This window comes from Methylomonas sp. 2F7, from assembly GCF_057126975.1.
The window spans coordinates 4606000-4626120 of record NZ_CP195203.1 but is presented as its reverse complement, the minus strand read 5'-3'; the positions used below and the strand labels follow the sequence as shown (position 1 = coordinate 4626120).

The following is a 20121-nucleotide window of genomic DNA, read 5'->3' as shown; positions in this document are numbered from 1 at the left end:
CAAACTCCTTTTCAACTAACGGTACAACGTGGTTTTCAGGTAATCGTCCGTTACCACGAATTCTGGCTCTTTACCGGTCAGAGCCCTAGTCAAAGGCACAATTTTAGTTCTCACCCCCATGCCTCGAAAATCAACGTAACTATAATCCCTCAACACTTCCATAATCAGCGTGTTTCGTGGCGAGCGCTGCCCAGCCTTCATTTTTTCTATCGTCATTGAATTCGGCAGAGCACCGGGGCTAATTACTTCAAAGCGATCGGCATAAGAACCAACTTCGATTTCAACAAACCGCGTCCAATCCCTATGCGCCAGGGCGTTAATTAAAGCCTCTCTCACGGCCTCTAGTGGATAGAACCACTGGGTTTCTCGCCTTAACCCTTCATCAATCTCGCCTGCTTCCTGTGAGATAAATGGCCCAATCGCATCCATAAAGCGCTCGATGACGCCGCCATCAACTAACCGCTTGCCTGAGTCATCAATATCCCAACGGCCAACCATCGGCCCATCTAAAATCTCATCCAGTTCAGCTTGATATTCTTTGTCTTGGGTCTTGAATGCCAGGACACGGAGCCCGGCTTGTTTCAAATATCTGCGTGGATTCTTGCCAAACAACACCAAGCCGGCAATGGTGCAATATATATTGCCTGCTGCCTCGGTAAGAAAACTGAGCCCCAATAACCGAGCCTGCCAAGCCTCCGGTGAATTTGGTATGTCCGGGTCCCTTAAAATGTCTTTCAAGTAATTGGTTAATCGCGCATCATCCAAGCAACTCATATCGGTACGCGGCACTGGCATCACTTCCGTATGCAACATGCCACCTAGCTCGAACAATCGCATTTGCTGTTCTCTGGTCGCAAGCCTGGAAGTCGAACCCACGCGAATATAGATTTCCTCTTTACCTTTATCGCGCACCACGTAAGGTTTCGAAATGCCTTGTGGAAAACTAATGACCGCGACAGACTTCCCATCATCCTGCTTTATTTCTTCATAAAAGGGCAGAATCAGCGGATGAATTTTGTCCTGCATTACATTCATCACCCACTCTTCAAGGTTCGGACGTTGAATGCCGCTTATAGTGCCGTCATCTTCAACTCCCAATAACAACTTACCTCCTTGGAAGTTAGCCATCGCAACCACTTCTTTGGCCAATTGCTCAGGGCGAATGTCGTCCCGTTTAAACTCAACACCTGAGTTTTCACCATTAGCAATAATTTCTAACAATTCTGTTTTCAGCATTTCGCTCTCCTAAGGCGACGACTACACCTATTCAAAGCCATATTTCTCACGGCGTTGATTGAATGCACTTTTACCGCCTTCTAATATCTCCGCTGATAACTGTTGAATCGCAGGTACATCGATGGCACCTTGCTGCTCAGGTAAAATACGTCCTTTATTGTCATCCACGCTCAACACACCAATCCATTCAGCGTCACCAAATACAGGAATATTGGCGTTATGTGTGGCGAACAAAAATTGCCGCACTAGCTTGGCTCTACGCAGCTCAGAAACAATCCTCTCGGCAATAAAAGCGTTATCCAAGTTGTCTTCCGGCTGATCAAGAATAAGCGGGTCTTGGTTATCAAGCAGCAACAGATGTAAAACAGCCGTGCATTGTTGACCTGTTGATAAATCATCGATTGGTCGGAAATTCGCTTCTCGTTCACCATGGGTCACATTAAGCTCAATCGCCATGGTGTCTGGAAGCAAAAGTTCTTCTAGCTGTAACAACTGGCTTTCGGTCATTCGGCACAATGCTTGGATAACCGCTGGAGTAAGTCCCCAATTGCTTTGTTTAAGCGCCTGCTCTCCTTCGCGTATAGTTGCTGCCAAATTAGCAGGGGAAAAATCACCTTCCACGACCCAGGCTAGTTTTTTGGCACCGACACCTTCCAATTTGCATCCTTCAAGGAAATTGACGAACACCTGTCGGTTCCCTTCGCTTTGCAACTTTAGACGTACCTTTTGTTCCAATTTGCGGTTTAAGCTCTTAACAGACTTCTGCATAGCGCTGGATCGTGCACTGGTTTCCTGGGCTAATTCCAGTAAAAGTTTTTTACGTTGGCTATAAAGCTCATCAATTTGGGCTTGCCTATTTTGTAATACGGTTTGTTTGGGACGGATCTGCTCAATCTGTTTAAGTAACGATTGATACTCAGCTCCAATCTGGCGGCCAGTTTTACCTTGACTGGCCGGAATATCTTTAAAAGCACTTTCAAGAGTTTGCTCTTCACCTGCAATAGCACTCTGTATTTGTTGCTGAAGCGGTGCCAGCCCAATGGTCGCTTCTTGCTTCATCAGCTCCAGTTCTGTAATCGCGTGCGTCAGCTTGCCGGTTAGCTGCTCCAGCAACAATCGTTGCTGTTTTAAAAGATCGGCATGAGGTAGCTCGTCCAAAGCGGCATCACTAAGGAAAGTTGTATCGGGTAGACTGTCTTTTAACGTAACAATCGCCTCACCAACGCGTTCCATTTCCTCGGTGATACGTTCGCCGAGCTGCTTTTCTTTTTCCAGCTTCGGAATGATCTTGAGTTTTTCATCTAGTCCTAAGGCTTGGAACTGTCGCGCCTGATCTTGCAATTTGGGTAAGCGTTCAACATCGGCTTCGATATCCGCTTTCTGCTGTTTTGCTCGATTGATGGATTCTCGATTGTCTTTTAGGCTGCTCAATATCTTGTCAATTGTGGTATCGAAGTTAGCGTGATCACCCTCCAAAAAGCGCTCAATCAGTTGATTCCTGCTGTGCGGGTCGCGGGTCATCTCGTAAATTTCGTTTTGACCATAGAGTTCAATCCCCGGCAACAAATCAATCGGTTTGTAAGGCATAACACTGCCTTGATCATCAACAACGAACGGCTGATTGCCATACTTGCGGCTGACCTTAAATTTTCGACCATGCATTGTGGCGGAGCGCACTATCAATTCAACGTTCCCGCTTTCCTTGCCCAGGTTGTTTTTCAAAATTGCGTCATGTTTAGACTTTGCCTCTTTCCCAAAAGGCTCAAGGTCCATTGCGAAACGAATACACTCCAGTAGCGTCGATTTACCGGTACCTCGGCCACCGATCACTGCGTTCAAGTGTTCTGAAAGCTCAATATCCACGCCATCTAAATAGCCCCCGACAAATCGCACTCGCTCAATGGCAGAGGCAAAATTTTCGGGTTTCTCTGAATTCAAACGAACTCGCGATCCTGCATCCAGAAAGGCTTGCTTAAACGAGGCAAAACACGGTTTGGTCATTTTGACCAAACAAGAAGCACCTGGGTTTTTAATATCTTCAGGTTTAGCAACATCCGCAGCATTAAGCGCCGCCATTTCACGTTCGCGCCGATAAGCGTCCTCTTTATTTGTAAACGCTCGGTAATACAAAACCTCAGATGCTTCTTTTAAACCTTCAATAGTGCCGGGTATCTGGGCTGCTAATAATGCCTCGTGTTGCCACACATGGTTCATTTTGCGCTTCAAAACACCATCATCGTTGGTGCTGTGAGCTGCAAATATGAAACCGCCAATTTCTTTGACTTTATCGATGAGTTGAATCGCCGTGAGGTTGGTTGGCAGTACGCCATCTTGCGGATCGAGTAAATCCAAACGCCCCAATATCCGCTCCAGCTCTTGCGAGGTTTTGCTTTCATCGAACAGACAAACAAAGTGAATTTTCTCGCTGGACGCAATTTCAAAGCCCGGAAACACCACAAGCCCATTTTGAGAAAACAGGCTTCGCAACTTATCGACTCCATCAACCGAACCATGATCAGCCAGACCTACTACTTCAATAGCTGCTTCGAGCGCGGCAGTTAGTAGTTGCTGGTTATATTCATCCTCGGATAACGTTTGTTGTGCTCCGCGATATTTGATGTAGCCGGCCGGATTGACCTGCAAAGCGCATTTAAAGAATCTCGCTTTGGTGTAGATGGCTTGTCCGTTTACCTCAGACATTCGCATTCTCCTTTGGGGCTGGTTTAACCAAGCGTATTCTACCTGTCAACAATTCCTGCATGATGCCCTGTTTGATTTGGCGGGTTTTGCTTAGGCGTTGTTGCAGGGTTTGGATGTCGGCGTCCATATCGGACAGGATGGTGGCAATGGTGGTTTGTTCTGATTCCGAAGGCAGGAACAGTCTGAAATTTTTAATCAATCCAGTATCAAGAACACCAGCGCTATTTCCAGCGGAACTTACTAACTTTAGAAGCTCGTTTTCCATTGCCAGAAAAAAGAAGGTTAAAAACCTGGAGTCTAATCCATTTGTAGGAACCAGCGCTTTAACATCCTGATTAAACGCAACTGGCGCCACAACCATTCCGACTCTAATTTCATTGTGAAGTGCGCTTCCTCTTACAAGTAATAAAACAGCTCCTACTGGTGCCATTTTACTGCCAGTAGCAACAGCTTCTACGCTCAGAAATTGATCTGACGTTGAAATCTCGAAGCTTTTTAATGTCGATCCACTAATCCAAGGAATGGAACCGTTCCAGAACTCTTCATTACTTCTACTGGGCGTGCCACCAGACATCCATAGAGTGTGGTTGCCAATAGTTGATAATTCCCAATCCTCCGGAATTTCCCCCAGCTTACTCTGCTTATAGCCCTTTTTTGTACCGTCTTCGCGCAGGTTGAAGGGTGGCAGGCGGGTGCGGCCGGTGAGGAGTTGCTGCATGGTGGCGGTTTTGATGGCCCGTTTTTTGGCAATCAGTTTTTCCAGCTCATTAATCATAGCATCGACATCGGACAGGGCATTAGCGATGGCGGTTTGTTCTGATTTTGATGGAATCGCCGCACGTATTTTTCTTACGGCATCAAGATTCATTCCAGCTTTTGCGCCTTGATCAGCGGCTCCTTTAAACAGCTTTTGGACATTCTCTGATGATAAAAAGTAAGCTATATATTTTGAATGTATTTCCTTTTTATCAAAACGAATAAGTGCAACATGCTGATTAATAAAAGCAGGCTTTTCCAATCGTTCATCCACATAGCTGCAAATACCAATATCAGCGGTAATCGATACAAGAATATCGCCATTCTCAAGCGATGTTCTTTTGCCTTCTGACGATTGATAGGGCAATAAAACAAACTTTGTCTCAGTCAAATCTAAAAAGATTGACTCCCGCGACATATTTGTAATCCTAACGAACACATCTCCATGACCGGCATAAAAGGACGCCCAGCCGTCTTGTACCAGCACATAGACATCGTCCTGCATGACTTCGGCCCAGTAATCCATGAGGATTTGGTAGACGTCGTATTTATTCAGCAAGGCGCTGTTGGCGTAGGCTTGTAACAGGTCTTCGCTGATGCGCTGGATGATGAGTTTAGGTTTCTGGGCTATTTCAATCTCTTTTAACGCGGCGCGTTCACGCCAAGCAGTGAACGGTTGCAGGCTTTGCCGGGCAAAAGCGATGAATTCGGGGTGGTTCAAAATCGTGGGTTTGACCTGAGCGGTCGAGATCAGCGCTTGGCTGTAGCCGGGTCGGAGTTCGGCAAACAGGCTGTGACGCAGACTGGGGAATACCTGCCAATAGTCTTGCAGCGCGGCGATGTCGCGGTTGGGTATGCCGCCTTGTAAGTGACCGCTTAAATCGTGCAGGTCTTCGGGTTCGCTGCTGTCGATGTAACGGGGAACATTCAGGTTGTAATCGTTGGCGGCGATTTCGCTTAAGGCCACCATGCGGCTATAGCGCGGCAACACCAGTTGTTTGGTAAAGGCATCGACGATTTTGTGGATATCTTGCGCGCGCAGCCGGTTTTTGTTGCCGTCTTTCATATAGCCTTTGCTGGCATCGATCATGAAAATACCGCTGCGGTGCGCGGCGTGTTGTTTATCAATGACGATGATGCAAGCCGGAATTCCGGTGCCGTAAAACAGGTTGGCTGGCAAGCCGATAATGCCTTTGATGTACCCTTGCTTTAGCAGGTTTTCACGAATACGCGCTTCGGCATTGCCGCGAAACAACACGCCATGCGGCAGAATCACCGCGCCTTTGCCGGTGGATTTCAGGCTTTTGATGATGTGCAGCAAAAAGGTGTAGTCGCCGTTTTTATCTGGCGGTATGCCCCAGGTGAAACGGTCGAATTCGTCTTCCTGCGGGTTAATGCCGCTGGTCCAGTTTTTGTTGGAAAACGGCGGATTAGCGACGGCGAAATCGAAGGTTTTGAGTTTGCCGTTGGCGTCTTTCCATTGCGGGTCGGCAATGGTGTTGCCTTTCCAGATTTTGGCGGTGGCATTGTTGTGCAGAATCATGTTCATGCGCGCCAACGCGCTGGTGGCATTATCCATTTCCTGGCCGAAGATGGTCAGGCCGCGTGGTGCTTCGTCGCTGGCTTTTAACAACAACGAGCCGGAACCGCAGGTGGGGTCATAAACGCTGGCATCTTGCGGCGTATCCTGGCTGATACCAATCACTTTAGCCAAAATGCGCGAGACTTCCGCCGGGGTATAAAACTGGCCTTTGGATTTGCCGGATTCTGTAGCGAAGTGGCGCATCAGGTATTCGTAGGCGTCGCCCAGCAAGTCGTCACCGTCGGCGCGGTTGGCGGATAAGTCAATGCCTTCAAAAATACCTACCAGTTTGGATAGGCGGTCGATCATGTCCTTGCCTTTGCCGAGCTTGTCTTCGTCGTTAAAGTCGGCAACGTCGATCACGCCTTTCAGGTCGTTCTCTTCAGCAAGGGCACTAATAATCTTGTTCAGCTTTTCTCCGATTTCTTTATCGCCTTTTAATGCCACCATGTCATCAAAGCTGGCTCCTTGCGGCACAACGATCATGCCGTACGGGTCACCCCTGTACTTGTCGGACACGTACTTCATAAACAGCAGCGTCAATACATAATCCTTGTATTGGCTAGCATCCATGCCGCCGCGCAGTTCGTCACAGCCGGCCCAGAGGGAAGAGTAAAGTTCGGTTTTTTTAATAGCCATTTAGAGGTAAGGATTCCGTTGGTTTGTATTCGGTTTATTCCGTTAAAGTAGATCGGTATTGAGTCCCGCCGCTTTCAGGCGTTGCGTCAGGTTACGCATCTTGCTGAATTCAGTGCCAAAACTCTCGCGAAGACCTACGCCTTCGCAAAACTCTTTAGCGGTGATGTGTTTGAGTTCATCAGCGTACTTAATCATCTGCAGATGTAGCTCAGCGGTATATTGATTACGCGGCGCATCCACCAAGGCTTGCTTGATGCTGTCGTAGATCTCGTTTTCGTTCATAGCTTAAACACGCAGCGCGCATAATTAGAAAATTTAGCTAAATTAGCTAAAAATAACTCAACAAGCAAAAATTTCCTTCTCATAATCGGAACCCTGGCAAACGCGGTATTCGTTACCGAGTGTTATTTTTAGCAAGCGAGGTAAAAGTCTTGAGCTTAAGGGCTGAAAAAGGGTAGCTAACAACACTCAAATTAAGCACCGCTCGTCATTATGTCTTGGATTATTTACATAATCACTAATGGGTGTTGTGGTCATATCAACGTAAGCTTGATTACCCAATAGTTGAAACACGTCATCTTCCCCTGCTGATTTATTCAGCCAATCCCGGTAATGGTCAGTAGGCATGATAACCGGCATACGCTCATGAATCGGTTGCATCAGTGCCGTTGCTGCGGTCGTGATGATGGTACAGGAATACAGAGTTTGCGCGTCGTACTCCCAATGTTCCCAAAGTCCAGCAAAGGCAAATAACTGATTGTCTTGACGATGGATATGAAACGCTTGTTTGTGCGATTCCAAATTCTGCCACTCATAAAAACCGCTTGCGACGATTAAGCAGCGGCGCTTATGAAAGGCAGCGCGAAAACTGGGTTTTTCTCTGACGGTTTCCGCGCGGGCGTTGATCAGATGGTGGCTGTTTTTATCGTCTTTAGACCACGATGGCACCAAGCCCCAGAACAGGTTTACCGATTTTAAGGATTTGTCGTCTAGCTCAACGATGCAAAGGATTTTTTGCGCAGGGGTAATGTTGTAGCTGACGTTAAAGCGCGGCAAGCGTGGCAACTCAAAATGTTCAGCTATGCTTTCCGGCGTTGCCCTGAGGTTGTAGCGACCGCACATACCGACCATTCCTTACCTGTGGTTCGTAAGACCCATACCGATTAAAACCACCATTGGACTCATTAAATGGATATTAACCAAATTCTGTTACAAGCGTTTGCGCCCGTGATAGCAAGCTATTGGTGGCTATTTGTCTTGTTGATCGTCATCGGCTTCTTGAAAACACCGTTCATGAAAGGTGTGATCGGAGAAGCCCTGGTCAATTTAGCGGCCGCGTTGTTTTTGGATAAAAACATCTATCGCTTATTCAAAAACGTCACGTTACCGACCGAAGACGGCACCACGCAGGTGGATCACGTCATCGTATCGCCTTATGGCATTTTCGTCATTGAAACTAAGAATCTGAAAGGCTGGATATTTGGTAGTGCGCAGCAAAAGATGTGGACGCAACAAATCTACAAGCACAAAAACCAATTCCAGAATCCCTTGCATCAAAACTATAAGCACACGCAGACGCTGCAATCTGCATTGGAAATTGAACCCAGCAAACTGTTTTCGTTAGTAGTGTTTGTCGGTGATAGTGAGTTTAAAACCCCGATGCCCGAGAACGTGGTATTTGCCGGTGGGTACATTCGCTTTATTAAAAGTAAGCAACAGCGCCTATTGACCGAAAGCGAGATCGCGGATGCGTGCCGTAAAATCCAAGCAGGTCGTCTAAAGCCCTCTATCAAAACCCATGCTGAACACGTACGGCATGTTAAGCGCATCGTAGAGCAAAAGCAGCAGCAACCTGAAAACGCCTGCCCTAAATGCGGAAAACCGATGATCCTGAGAACCGCTAAAACAGGAGACAACCAAGGTAATCAGTTTTGGGGATGTAGCGCGTATCCTAGATGCAGGACTGTGAAAGCTGTTTAACGTTAGATTTGATCAGGCGGATTTTATCTATGACACTTTTTGCTTGATCTCAGACTTTAACATTGTGGTGAAAATTAGACGCCATTTTGCAACTAGCAAGCAAAAAGCCATTTAAATCAACAGGCAGATAGTTCGCAGCCATCACATTGCGACTTCGCGCCCAACGCTTGTTCCCCACTCAATCGGCTCGTGTCGATTATCGGGCGTAATTTCAGCCAGCAAGTCGTCCAACTTGAGCTTTGGTTTTGCTGTTGTTCGTTCAATCCGAAAACCCGTTTCGTCAACAGTTAGTTCAACTGATGAACCAACTTCCAACTTCAATTGGGCGAGCATCCTGGCCGGCAATCGAACCACGGCACTATTGCCCCACTTCTTAATTTCAGTTTGCATTTATTAACCCTTCTTGGATAACCAAGTTAAACCATAAAATTTATTTTCAATGAAAACAATACCTTACTTATTGAGCCAAGCGGTCAGGCGAGGGAACACGTGAAAAAATATGGGCATCCGAAGAAGCTTAAGTAAGTGCCATTCGTATCTGGCACTACTTTTTCAATGCCAACGAATCACGACGAGCAACTAAGGTGGGACAATCCACCCACCTCAAAGAACTCAGGCGGTTTCAACCTATAGTATTTATCTTCCACGTCCTTCGACTGCTCTTCATAGGGTTGCGTCATCACGTCCTGAAGTTCTCGAATTAGAGAATAATTTCCCACAGCTGCTTGCTGATATGCCGGCACAACAAACCACTCTCGCAAAATGTACTTTGGGTTTACAAGCTTCATCTGCCTAGACGTTTCCTCAGTGGAACTGCTGAGAAGTGTTTTCCATTTCGCGAGCCACGCTGTCCAACGCTTATCTACCTCTTTGAGGGTTGTGTCATGCGCCGCAAAATTGTAGAAGCTTTTCTTGAGTGGGCCAATGTCGTCGGGTACCGACGAGAGCTCGCGGAAGAAAATAGTGTAGTCGACAGGCGTTTGCATCATGAGTGTTCCTAGCTCGCTGATTAGTGCGCTGCAAAGCGCCTTATGAGACGCTGTTTTCAAATCACTAAGACCCAGCTTGGCGGCCCACATCTTTTCCATTTGCGCTTCCATAACTTTCGAGAATCCACTTTGAATCTCGTCGAGCTCTAGCAAATAGTCCTGATGCGATGCCAGCAACGGCCGCAACGACGAACAAAACATATCGAAATTGCGTTGCGCTGCGCTAGGTTGATTCATGAACGAAAAGTGATGACCGCCTCCCGTCCAAGGCTGATAATGGGGGTTAAACACATCGCAAAAGCCGAAGGGGCCATAATCAAGTGTAAAACCACCGACTGCACAGTTGTCGCTGTTGAAATTACCCTGGCAGTAGCCGACGCGGATCCAGTTCGCCACCAGTGACGTGAGGCGGCTACGAAACTCGCGCGCCAACAACAGCAATTTATCGGGGGTTGTGAGTTGTTTATTGACCACGTCAGCGTACTCACGATCAATCAAGTGCAACACAATTTTCTCCAGTTCTTCCAGCGCTTTTGGGTGTTCGTTTTTACGGGAGCGGCGAGCGAAAAGTTCAAGTTGACCGACGCGAATGAACGACGGCGCGACGCGTGTCGATATGGCGACAGCCTCAGATATAAGCATGTCAGGATTCTCCGAGCGCGAACCCTCCGAGTACCACGGTCGCTTTACTTTCTCCGTTTTTGAAACGTACAAACTCAAAGACCGCGATGTCGGTACGCCAAGGGCGTGCATGTGCTCCTGAGCCAAGAACTCGCGGATACTTGACCGCAAGACAGCGCGACCGTCTGCGCCTCGGCAATATGGCGTGCGACCGCCACCTTTGAGCTGCATCTCCCAGCGTCGACCGTTGATGACGGCCTCAAGCACAGAAATTGCACGACCGTCTCCATATCCGTTGCCAGTTTGGAACGGACACTGCTGAATGTATTCCGTACCATAGATGGAAAGTGCGTACCCAGTCGCCCAACCAACCTTGCGCATCGGCTCTGGAACCTGAGAGATGTCGCCGGAGAACATGCGGACGAAATCGGAGGACTCTGCCATGCTGTCGGCAAAGCCAAGCTCGGAAAAAAAGTTTTTGCTGTGAGCCGCATACTCAGGGTCTATGATTGGAGTCGGCTTGACGGGAACATAATGTCCCGTAAAGACTTGTCGCGGCGCGTGGTCGTTACCGTTTTTTGTCGCGTCAGGGTCACAGTTGAGCGTGTCCATCAGAGAATAGTTTGCCAACTTCGCAAGATCCTGGAGCATCGATATAGTCGAGGAGGCTTTCTGGGGCAGTCGGTTTGTCATAATTGTTTATGCCAAGGCTCGTTAAGGTAAATTCCAATACTAAAAGTTCCTAATGTACGCACAATCGTCTTTTCTGGGGTATTAAGTTTCGTTTTATCCGCTTGTTTTGAGGATTATTGATACATCAAGAAATTGTTCGGCGTACATTAGGAACCGCCATTACTCATAAGATTGTCAAAGATTTGCCGCGTTTTGAACAACAGCGGCGTCAATTTTTTCAAGTTAGAAGCTCACCATTGTCATTGCAGAAAGAGTGTAATACGTCACAGTGTGCCGGTTGATGACTACTATTCAACACCCGCGATGGACTTGCCGCCTTTTTTCCATGTTAGTGATGTTTGTTAGTTCCCAGCAGTCAGGTTTTGCCGGCCTACCATCCTTGGATATACTTTATCGTCGTTGCATACATCGCGTTATCGCCATCGCGTTGTAAGTAAGCGAACTCGGCGGACCCTGCAAAAATACGATGATTTTTTCTCTGGCATTTCTCCTGCTCAGCGCCTGACGATTTCAAGTATGGGTATGTCTTTGTAACTTGGATTTGGGCCCAGCTTACCGATCATTTTCCATTCGGCGCCACAATCCTGACAAACGTATGTCCGTTGATAACTCATTCCATCTGGTAAGTATTTCGTTTTCCCCCGCTGTTTTAAACCCAGAAGCATTTGACCCTCTGAACCAAAGGGCTGACGTATACCGTTTTCATCGGCTGGACTGCAAAGATTACATGGCATCATAGGGTTTCTACTCCATTTCATTTGGAGAGGACGGGGCAATCAAACTGGCTCCATTGCCACTCAATTCACCATATAGGTCAGACCGACGAAAAAAATACTGCCGGCTGCCATCGATCAAAGGTCCTGAAACTGGTTGCACCGGCAGAGTTTGCAATAGCCATCGCGGCGCCCGATTTACTGACTTGGCATATTCAGCCAATGACATATAGGTGGCTTGAAAATTGTCGAGACTTGCTTGCGTGACTCGCCGACCAGGAAGATGATCTTGGATAGTCGTCAGTAACCTCAGCCTTACCAAGTCGTATACCACTTGTTGTTTCAAGCCTAGTCTCTTCGCTGCCTGGTCGACAGAAATACTGGCACCGTCGGCATAGCGCATTTCCGCAAGCCACTGCCAAGTCTGTTGCTCATCAAGCTGGATATTTCCCAATGGCACTGACTCATCCGGCTTGCCCACTGGTTTCAATTGGTTTGCCAAAAGCGCCCGAACGAGTGCGATGAATTCCCCATCGCGCAGATGCCAATACTTCAATATGTATCTGACGTTTATTGTCGGTGGCGAGTGCATCGTTTCTGTGCCGGCGAAAACCAATGCTTGCACTTGCTGTTTTGGAATTAACCAAGCAGCGGCATTGCCGTGCATTCTTGATACCAACGGTTTTAGGATGCCATCTGCAATTAAGTCTCTAATCCGGGCCTTCGGCAGCACCAATTGTTTGGCAGCTTGATCAAGCGTGACACATCCCTTTGCCAGAATCGCTATTTCAGTAAGGCTCTGTTTATCGACTGAACGCATCTTCCGACCGGACGGCAATTCAATCTGATTCCCAGCGATCACCTCGGCTCGAATGAAATGGCGAACAGTTGACGGTGCCACGCCGGCTTTTTTGGCGGCTTGTTTCAAGGTCACGCGGGGATGTCTGGCAATCGTTTCTAGCTTAAACGCTCGGTGGCGTTTATTGACTATCCCTGACCAATGCACGTGCAAATAGCCCTCGAATGCGTCGTGCAGAAATTGAAAACATTCATTGGACAAGTCCGTGTATAGCGTCCGATAGAGCGACCCGAAAGTCCTGCGAATACTGGATTGACTGTCCGCTTGCTGATTTAGAGTGCTCAATAGGGCGTGAAAGTTTTCCGGCCAGCCATCCAATAGCCGACTCACTTGCAGCATCAACGTGGTTGCCGTATTCAGTTGATGTAAATTCGCAATCTTCCCCGGTTTGGCGGGTTGGAAGGTTTCCGAGTACTGCCCTAAATAACCAATCAATCTGATCCATTCTGGCAATGACATAGCAGGAAAACCCGCCAATGCCGACTTGCTGTCAATTGCCGCCTCAACCGCGCGGCTGACGGAAATCAGGGGTTCATCGACTCGATCAGCACCTCGGGCATCGGCAAGCCACGCCCCACAAGCGCATTGCTCAAGGTTAACCCGTTCTAGCCGTTGAGTGCTTCCACACCTAGGACATTTTTCAGATAACCTGATCGAATGCCGGTTGCAAATACAGCTGATTTTCAGCAGCCATGGCCCGCGTAGATGTGCCGACTCGCGAAGGCAGAGCGGACACCAGCGCATTTGACTATGGTTAAAGTCGATGGCAGTCAGCCCGTTCGACAATGCGCTTGGTCCCCAAAAACTTGGATGGGGTCCAAACAATGCCTGTCTTTCCTCAGCTGATAAGCCAAGCGCTTGGCATAGGCATTCAAAGTTTCGAAATGTATTGCCTAGCTGCCGCAGCGTTTCGTAACCGTTTGCCCGTGCAACGCGCATCAAAAAACCCAGGGTGGCCTCACCATCGATCGGTCGCGGACGCACAGGTAAAGCGCAATAATCGTTCACGACAATTATGCTGGTTTTTCCTGGCACGCCAGTCGAACCAAGGAGCCAACGAAGTACAGCTCATAATCGGGTATCACCGTCAGGTGTAATCCCAGCTGTTGCAAAACATCGCTAGGACTCTGTAGCTCACGCAAATCTTTCGGTATCCGCCACCAATAGCTGAGCGCTCGACAATCCGCTAAATCAGCTTGCTCGAATGCCACACTCGACAGGCGATTTAGGATGTCCACCAACTCCAACTCGTATTCCCGCTTACCGTATTTGATGGGCGGTATAACTGTTGTTTGTTGATAGCGAAGCATTTCGGGATCGAGGTCGCCGATGTGTTTGGATAAATTTGCCCACCAGTGCATCAACCGTGTTTGGTTTTCGCAACGCCGTGTCGGCGAAATCCAGGGGTTATAAAACACCGCCGACGAAATTGGCAATTTCAGTTGGTATTCGGCCAGCATTTGCGCCACTACCATCCGAATTTTCGTCTGGAAGTATCCATAGTTACCGGTGCCGACAAATCGCATCAGCCGATACAACCAATCTAATTTCGTAACCGAACAGAGCAAGTCTTTATGCCCTCTGAATCGTCTGACAAGTATTCTCAGTATCCGATGTTTCAATTCGTCAGGCGACGCCATAAGTAACACGGCAACCCAATCGTCAGACCAGAAAGGTCTGTAATTCCGCTTGCTCTGAATCGGCTTGCGGGATCGATGACCGTCACGACATAACGCTTTACGCAATCGACCGCCCCATTCAAGACCTGCGTAAACTTCACTGAGCGTATAACCTTGGGAAATTGACGGCTCAACACGATTATTAAAGCGGCTGGGTAGGTCAATATCTTCCGATTCCGCTAAGAGCTGTGCAAATAGCAACTGATTGCGACTGGCAAGTTTAATGGGTGCATTGATAATCGACTGACCACAGGCACAAAACCAATCCGGCATTAATTCGGACCAGGAAAAAGTTTTGGCGCAAAGAGCGCAGTGCTCATACAATCGGATCTGATGAACGGGGCATGCCGCAATCTGCGGCAATTCCCAAAGGGCAAAATGAAAACCGCATTCGCTTAGGCAGAGAACACAAAAACGTACCGGGGTAATATTTAATCCCGGCCTGCTATTCTCATGCCCATTCGAGCATTTCGGCAAACGCCGTTTGCGCAGCCACCAGGTCCGATCGAGTTCGGTTGAAGTCCCCAGCAACATTTGTAAGGTATCAAAAGCCGCTGGTGGAGCATCAGTTGCCGTTCCGCGATACAAAGCGCCTAAGGTATGCTCTAAGCGACGGGCTATTCGATGCCCGTTGCCCCCCTGAAAACGGTATAGATAACCCGCTAGACTTTCTCCTTGCTGAAATTGGGCTCGAACTGGAAAGTCACTGAACGGAATCAACACACCACCTCCCGGCGGCCCCTGCGGACGCTGGAGAGTGAACCAGGCTCGAACGGTTCATTACCCCGATCTAAGCGGCGAAACACAAAAGCAGGATTAAAAGGATTTAGTTTGCCCACGCCCTCCAGCCAAATCTTGGCTGTGAATACTTGTTCCAATAACTTAGGGTCAATTTCTTCCACTTTATTTTCAAGCGCGAATTCCAAAGCAGATAGTAAAAGCGTTTTGATGTAACCCACTCGCCCATCGCTAGCGTAATAAAGACGCATGGCCAAGTCATCCCAACCATAATTCCCCGATGATAACGGTACCGGCAAACAAAAGCCCAATGATCTAAAAAGTTGTAAGCACTCGCTATGGATAGTTTTTTTATCGTCCTGCCCCAAAGCCAATCGAATACGACTAGAAAAACGCCTCCGCAGTTGTTCGTTGACGCGCAAAAGCTCTTCGAGTCGTGGTATCCCCAGTAAAACGGTTGGAATCGCTGTTTGATCTACCAATGATTTTAACCAGTCACCCACTTTGTAATGCGTCGCAGCCAACCCTCTATCCTGAATGTGTTGGGCTTCATCGAACAGAAGCATTTCAACCTGACAGGCTCGGCATAAAGTTATCACGCGTGAGGTCTTCGCCGATACCGTTCCGCATGCTGCAGCTGGATCGCCCAGTTGTTCAAGCATGGAAGAAGCCACACTCGAAATAGTGGCGCCAGATGGTACCGAGACTACCAGCACCGGGGTGACATCACGATCCGGCAAAGTGAATTTAGGATATTGATGTTTTACCCATTTGCAAAGGCTGCTTTTTCCGGCTCCACTTTCCCCAAGAACCAATAAATGACGAGGGATTTTGGTCTCGCGATAAAGCGAAAGATTGGTTTTGATAGCGTCAATGGCTGTGACAAACGGGGGAAATGGAATATATTCTTCATCAAATTGTTGTATAGCAGAGAGAGTTTCGTTGGAATTCATCGTAGTTCCCCTTTCAACGTTTCATTTGAAAGGATGTGATGATTTCCATCGCCACCTGTTCTTGATCCTGTTCAAACGCTTTTGACGCTTTGGCTTTTTGCAGCTTGGGTACCGCTATAACATCGGGTTTGGTATCGGTATTTAGATCTGACCCATTTGGTTTACTACTAGTTATCCCCAGCAGGGCCGCACTGCGGCGCCGAGCACGATGTTTTCGATTGGTCATTAATTCTTCGACGGCTTGTGCCAGTTCATATCGAGCCCGTTCGAGAGCAGCTTTATCGATAACTGCCGCGCCTTGCTCCCGCAGATATTGGCGAATGAAGTCGTTCTGTTTGACGGTGAGTCCATGGGCAAACGCGTAGTCGATGGCCTTCACCGTCACCGGCTCGGCATCATTGGGACCCCAGACCTGGATTTCACCCAAGTCTTCCGAGTCGTAGACCAACCGAACTTTCACCCCTTCACCAAATCCCCGCAGGATGGGACCGAGTTCATCGCCACTGTAGCGGATGCCATGCAGGGAAATGCCATCGCGGCGCAACGAGCGTTCTGCGACTAGGCCTATACGGCGTTGCAACGTTCGCAGATCATCCGGTAATGTCGGCTCATAATGCGCAATGCTTTCTTGCCAGCGAGCCCATGGCGTTGTTTTACCGAGTCCTCTATGTTCGTCCTGCGCATAAATATCGACCACCCACTTTTCGAATATTTGCTTAAATTCGGCAAAGGTTAACAACGCCGCTTTTTGTGGATCGTAATCGCCGCGCAGATAATATTTGGCAAAACTGGTACCCGGCAGCTGGTGGGCAAAGAAATAGTTAATCGTTTTGAGATAGCGCTCGACCACACCTTTGAAGCGTGGTGCGTGCTTCGGACAGTATTGAATACGAATTCCCAAGTCATAAGCCACACTTTCTAGATCATTGCTATGGAATTCCAAGCCATTGTCGACCACCATGACTTCAGGCAAACCGTAACAAGGCCAGGTATTGGCGATTTTTAAGTTTGCTATGACACCATCCGCCAATTTTTTGGGCAGAATGGCATGCCGTAATGCGCCCATCACCGCCGCAGTAGACGGGCTATCGAAACTCAAATAGTACCCAAGCAACATCCGGCTATAGTGGTCGATAATCACGGTCAACGTTGGCCTGCCCAGAGGTAGCCAAGTTCTTTCGTCAACTAGGAATAGATCGAGCGGTGTATGATCAATTTCAACCCGCTCCAGGATACGAGAAGTTTTTACACCAGCTTTGCCGATCCTAAAACGCCTATCGGCAGATGCTTTACCTTCCTTTAAGACCACTAGTTCGTACGCCTCGGCACGCTTAACCAATCGGTATAAGGTACGCAAGGATGGCGGTTTGATAGGCTCACCTCCGAGAGTGCGTTGGTTCTCAATGTCGATTTTGCCAAGCAAGCGCGTATACACGTTACGACAGGTAGCTTGCGGTGAGGCCTTAAAAGCTTCCTCCAAAGCTTCTGCTACCAACTGGAGAATACGATCATTTTGCCGCAACGCTTTGGGACCACGAAGATCTATCCTCGGAATGATCGCTCGCGTATCGTTAGTTGAGTTAAATCGGCGATACCAACGATATACGGTAGTCACGCCCGGCGGGGTTAAGTCTCCAACTTCCACGGCGGCCTGCTCAATCAACGGCTTCAAATACGCCGGTGTAAAAATCGGAACACCATGATCAAGAATACTTTCAAGATAATGCTTACGACGCTTCACGACGTTTCTAAGGCCTTCGGATAGTTCATCGAGCGGTCGTGAAAATGAAGGTACTAACGAGGTAGTAGCAGAGGCAGCCTCAACAGTCTTTGCGGAAATGTTGCCTGCCCCATACTCAGCGAGCAGTTGCTCACGACTGATCACCGAAAAATGGCCATCATTCGTGCTTTCCAGCAGTAAATCACCATTCGGTTGGATACGATCAATCCGATATGCAGTACCGTCCCAATCAAAAACCCTGTTCTTGTGCAATGCAAAACCAGCCATTGTCAGCCTCCGTATTCAATTCAATTAAGGTTTCTAGAGAAATTGGCTGATCCAAGGCACAGCGCAGATGTCCAGCTAGCAATAGACTGCAAGGGTCAATGTCACTTAAGGCGATTAATTGGCTAAATGGATCAATACAAGTTGTCCTCAGCATGGCTGTTGCCTTTGCAATCGATATGGGGAGACAATGGCGAATCTTGTTGATGGCAACCGTCATAGCGTCCGGCGATGGAGGAATTCGTCGAGCCCGATGATAGACCCAGCGCAGATTGGATAATCGGGGCTCTTGCCGTATTACTTCATCGGTCAATATAACGAAGGGCATTTTCGATCTACGCATATGCTCAGCGACACAATTAAGTTTGTGCTGCACATCATCATGACCAAGGCTACTGACCGGTTTGACTTCGATGAGGACGATTTCGCCGGTGGTCAACACCAATTCAAAATCAGGCGTATATCGGCGCAATTTGGCGCCATCGGGATAATGAAGGGTTAAGGGTTGTTCACGATAGCGGACAATATTGGCAGATGCCTCGAACAGATAAATCGCTTCGAGTTCTAGCAATCCCTCATGGTGAACCATCCGCCCGTTCTTGCGGCTGGGGAATTTACCGCGGACAATGCCGCCTGATGGGGTGATGACATTTCGAGCTCGTTTGTGAATGTCGCCGTCAGGTTGACGACCTCGCCAAGCCCCCTGCCAAAGATTTTTTGACATGATTACTCTCCTGCAGTGCGGCTAAAACAGGCAAAATGCTGCCGGCCACAGCCACGGCTATAGTTGAATAGCACTGCTTTCAGGCGTAACAACGCCTGCGCCGGGTAGTCAAACTCGACGTTACGCAGACACTGGTGATTAGAGTGGGCTTGACCCTGGTGGGAAGTTTGACGATACTGAAGATGCGAATCGGGGTATCGTTAGATGCTCCACCCAGCGGGGCAAGCCACAAGGTTTGTCCCGTTTTTACATTTGAGCCTCCATTTTTTTGCGTCGATGCAATCGATAACCTGGCTCGACGTAACTATTGCCGTACGATTCCTTGAGTTTGAGAACCTGGCGAATCAACTGTATTTCCGCAAGCGTTAGATCAGATACACGATCACGTAGCTCCTGGAGCATCCAAAAAACATCCTGCGGCATGTCGCTATCGATTACCAACTTTCGATTGGAGGCTTCTACTGCTTTAAGTAGATGCTCACGTTCTTCCCCCTTCAAGTCCAACGCCGTAATCAGCTTTTCAACGAACTCTGGCGTTGGCGGACCCTTTTTTCCAATCTCAAGTGCGGAAATGTAAGTTTGCTCATACCCGATTAGATCGGACAACTCTGTCTGGCGAATACCTCGCTGCATTCGAATCGTGTGTAGAAAACAAGCAAATGGATTCATGGTTGGTCAAAACCGGTAACGTATCTAAGACAAGATAGAGAATAGTCTTAGTAGATGAAAATGTAAAATTTTTTCCTTAATAATCAATTACTTATTGTAAAGTGAATTCGCTTGACAAATAAAAAGCAATTGATAACTATAACCATAATAACCTTTTAAATTCATATAGTTATCAAATATGATTAACTACATTGTTGTGGTAGATAAGTTCTAATTTTTCCACTCAGAAATCAGCAAACATTGCTGGTTTGGTTTGCAGATAGCCTTTTGTCTATTGCACTCAGGCCGTTACACGTAGTTTTGTATCAATAAAAATGCCATCGTGTCATTTTGGCCGACCGTAACGGTTCTTCGTAAATGAGAAATTTTTGAATTTGCTAATGTGATCAACCCCTTGAAAAGGTAAATAATTAGAAAACGCTATAGGGGTTGTAATCCAAAATTTGAATCGAATTCAGATTGATGGTGCTGACCGGCAAGAAATTGCTAAAAAGATTTTCTAAATCTTTCGCGGGCGCGAAAATATTTGCTGCTCATGGATTCGTAATAACGACAATCCTCTTACCCAAACTCGTTGGCTTAACA

General features: G+C 47.8%; 14 protein-coding genes and 1 pseudogene. 1 reads left to right on the top strand and 14 read right to left on the bottom strand.

Annotated features, from left to right (window positions below):
* Nucleotides 1-15: 15 nt before the first annotated feature.
* From ACR64Q_RS20835 to ACR64Q_RS20815, 5 genes are all read right to left on the bottom strand, one after another.
* On the bottom strand, nucleotides 16-1236 hold the full coding sequence (locus tag ACR64Q_RS20835; RefSeq protein ID WP_313732995.1) for an RNA-binding domain-containing protein: 1221 nt from the start codon (nucleotides 1234-1236) through the stop codon (nucleotides 16-18).
* 27 nt (nucleotides 1237-1263) lie between these two features.
* Complete coding sequence (locus ACR64Q_RS20830) at nucleotides 1264-3936, bottom strand: TrlF family AAA-like ATPase (RefSeq protein WP_313732994.1); 2673 nt, start codon at nucleotides 3934-3936, stop codon at nucleotides 1264-1266.
* Nucleotides 3929-6913 carry a type I restriction-modification system subunit M gene (locus ACR64Q_RS20825; protein WP_313732993.1) on the bottom strand — a complete coding sequence of 995 codons (2985 nt, stop codon included), beginning with the start codon at nucleotides 6911-6913 and terminating at the stop codon, nucleotides 3929-3931. Before ACR64Q_RS20825 ends, ACR64Q_RS20830 begins: the two co-directional genes overlap by 8 nt.
* A gap of 42 nt (nucleotides 6914-6955) precedes the next feature.
* A complete protein-coding gene (locus tag ACR64Q_RS20820; protein WP_313732992.1) occupies nucleotides 6956-7195 on the bottom strand; it encodes an HTH-like domain-containing protein in 240 nt (79 codons plus the stop codon).
* Between the two features lie 186 nt (nucleotides 7196-7381).
* A complete protein-coding gene (locus ACR64Q_RS20815) occupies nucleotides 7382-8035 on the bottom strand; it encodes an SOS response-associated peptidase (RefSeq protein WP_313732991.1) in 654 nt (217 codons plus the stop codon).
* A gap of 66 nt (nucleotides 8036-8101) precedes the next feature.
* On the opposite strand from ACR64Q_RS20815, the gene ACR64Q_RS20810 reads away from it, so the two are divergent.
* On the top strand, nucleotides 8102-8893 hold the full coding sequence (locus ACR64Q_RS20810; protein WP_313732990.1) for a nuclease-related domain-containing protein: 792 nt from the start codon (nucleotides 8102-8104) through the stop codon (nucleotides 8891-8893).
* Between the two features lie 141 nt (nucleotides 8894-9034).
* On the opposite strand, the gene ACR64Q_RS20805 is transcribed toward ACR64Q_RS20810, so the two are convergent.
* From ACR64Q_RS20805 to ACR64Q_RS20765, 9 genes and pseudogenes are all read right to left on the bottom strand, one after another.
* Nucleotides 9035-9283, bottom strand: coding sequence for an AbrB/MazE/SpoVT family DNA-binding domain-containing protein (locus ACR64Q_RS20805; RefSeq protein ID WP_033157619.1), 249 nt, complete (start codon nucleotides 9281-9283; stop codon nucleotides 9035-9037).
* 176 nt (nucleotides 9284-9459) lie between these two features.
* A complete protein-coding gene (locus ACR64Q_RS20800; protein ID WP_483823419.1) occupies nucleotides 9460-11154 on the bottom strand; it encodes a protein adenylyltransferase SelO in 1695 nt (564 codons plus the stop codon).
* Between the two features lie 786 nt (nucleotides 11155-11940).
* Nucleotides 11941-12843 (bottom strand): hypothetical protein, encoded by a 903-nt coding sequence (locus ACR64Q_RS20795; protein ID WP_483823435.1) that lies wholly within the window; start codon nucleotides 12841-12843, stop codon nucleotides 11941-11943.
* Between the two features lie 582 nt (nucleotides 12844-13425).
* Nucleotides 13426-13752: pseudogene (locus ACR64Q_RS20790) on the bottom strand (TniQ family protein); the annotation flags it as partial.
* A gap of 29 nt (nucleotides 13753-13781) precedes the next feature.
* Entirely contained in the window at nucleotides 13782-15170 is a 1389-nt protein-coding gene (locus ACR64Q_RS20785) for a TniQ family protein (RefSeq protein WP_313732986.1), read from the bottom strand.
* On the bottom strand, nucleotides 15164-16138 hold the full coding sequence (locus tag ACR64Q_RS20780; protein WP_313732985.1) for a TniB family NTP-binding protein: 975 nt from the start codon (nucleotides 16136-16138) through the stop codon (nucleotides 15164-15166). The genes ACR64Q_RS20785 and ACR64Q_RS20780 overlap by 7 nt, the downstream gene beginning before the upstream one ends.
* 13 nt (nucleotides 16139-16151) lie before the next feature.
* The gene (locus ACR64Q_RS20775) at nucleotides 16152-18146 is read right to left on the bottom strand and encodes a Mu transposase C-terminal domain-containing protein (RefSeq protein WP_313732984.1); all 1995 of its coding nucleotides are present in this window, start codon (nucleotides 18144-18146) and stop codon (nucleotides 16152-16154) included.
* Nucleotides 18109-18867, bottom strand: a complete 759-nt coding sequence (locus ACR64Q_RS20770) for a TnsA endonuclease N-terminal domain-containing protein (protein ID WP_313732983.1) — start codon at nucleotides 18865-18867, stop codon at nucleotides 18109-18111. The genes ACR64Q_RS20775 and ACR64Q_RS20770 overlap by 38 nt, the downstream gene beginning before the upstream one ends.
* Before the next feature lie 246 nt (nucleotides 18868-19113).
* Nucleotides 19114-19536 carry a helix-turn-helix domain-containing protein gene (locus ACR64Q_RS20765; RefSeq protein ID WP_313732982.1) on the bottom strand — a complete coding sequence of 141 codons (423 nt, stop codon included), beginning with the start codon at nucleotides 19534-19536 and terminating at the stop codon, nucleotides 19114-19116.
* Nucleotides 19537-20121 lie beyond the last annotated feature (585 nt).

Excerpts from the sequence above, each read along its gene's own strand:
- ACR64Q_RS20815 (WP_313732991.1), bottom strand. The coding sequence starts at position 8,035 with ATGTGCGGTCGCTACAACCTCAGGGCAACGCCGGAAAGCATAGCTGAA.
- ACR64Q_RS20770 (WP_313732983.1), bottom strand. The coding sequence starts at position 18,867 with ATGTCAAAAAATCTTTGGCAGGGGGCTTGGCGAGGTCGTCAACCTGAC.
- ACR64Q_RS20830 (WP_313732994.1), bottom strand. The coding sequence starts at position 3,936 with ATGTCTGAGGTAAACGGACAAGCCATCTACACCAAAGCGAGATTCTTT.
- ACR64Q_RS20820 (WP_313732992.1), bottom strand. The coding sequence starts at position 7,195 with ATGAACGAAAACGAGATCTACGACAGCATCAAGCAAGCCTTGGTGGAT.
- ACR64Q_RS20775 (WP_313732984.1), bottom strand. The coding sequence starts at position 18,146 with ATGGCTGGTTTTGCATTGCACAAGAACAGGGTTTTTGATTGGGACGGT.
- ACR64Q_RS20780 (WP_313732985.1), bottom strand. The coding sequence starts at position 16,138 with ATGAATTCCAACGAAACTCTCTCTGCTATACAACAATTTGATGAAGAA.
- ACR64Q_RS20765 (WP_313732982.1), bottom strand. The coding sequence starts at position 19,536 with ATGAATCCATTTGCTTGTTTTCTACACACGATTCGAATGCAGCGAGGT.
- ACR64Q_RS20835 (WP_313732995.1), bottom strand. The coding sequence starts at position 1,236 with ATGCTGAAAACAGAATTGTTAGAAATTATTGCTAATGGTGAAAACTCA.
- ACR64Q_RS20810 (WP_313732990.1), top strand. The coding sequence starts at position 8,102 with ATGGATATTAACCAAATTCTGTTACAAGCGTTTGCGCCCGTGATAGCA.
- ACR64Q_RS20800 (WP_483823419.1), bottom strand. The coding sequence starts at position 11,154 with ATGCTCCAGGATCTTGCGAAGTTGGCAAACTATTCTCTGATGGACACG.
- ACR64Q_RS20825 (WP_313732993.1), bottom strand. The coding sequence starts at position 6,913 with ATGGCTATTAAAAAAACCGAACTTTACTCTTCCCTCTGGGCCGGCTGT.
- ACR64Q_RS20805 (WP_033157619.1), bottom strand. The coding sequence starts at position 9,283 with ATGCAAACTGAAATTAAGAAGTGGGGCAATAGTGCCGTGGTTCGATTG.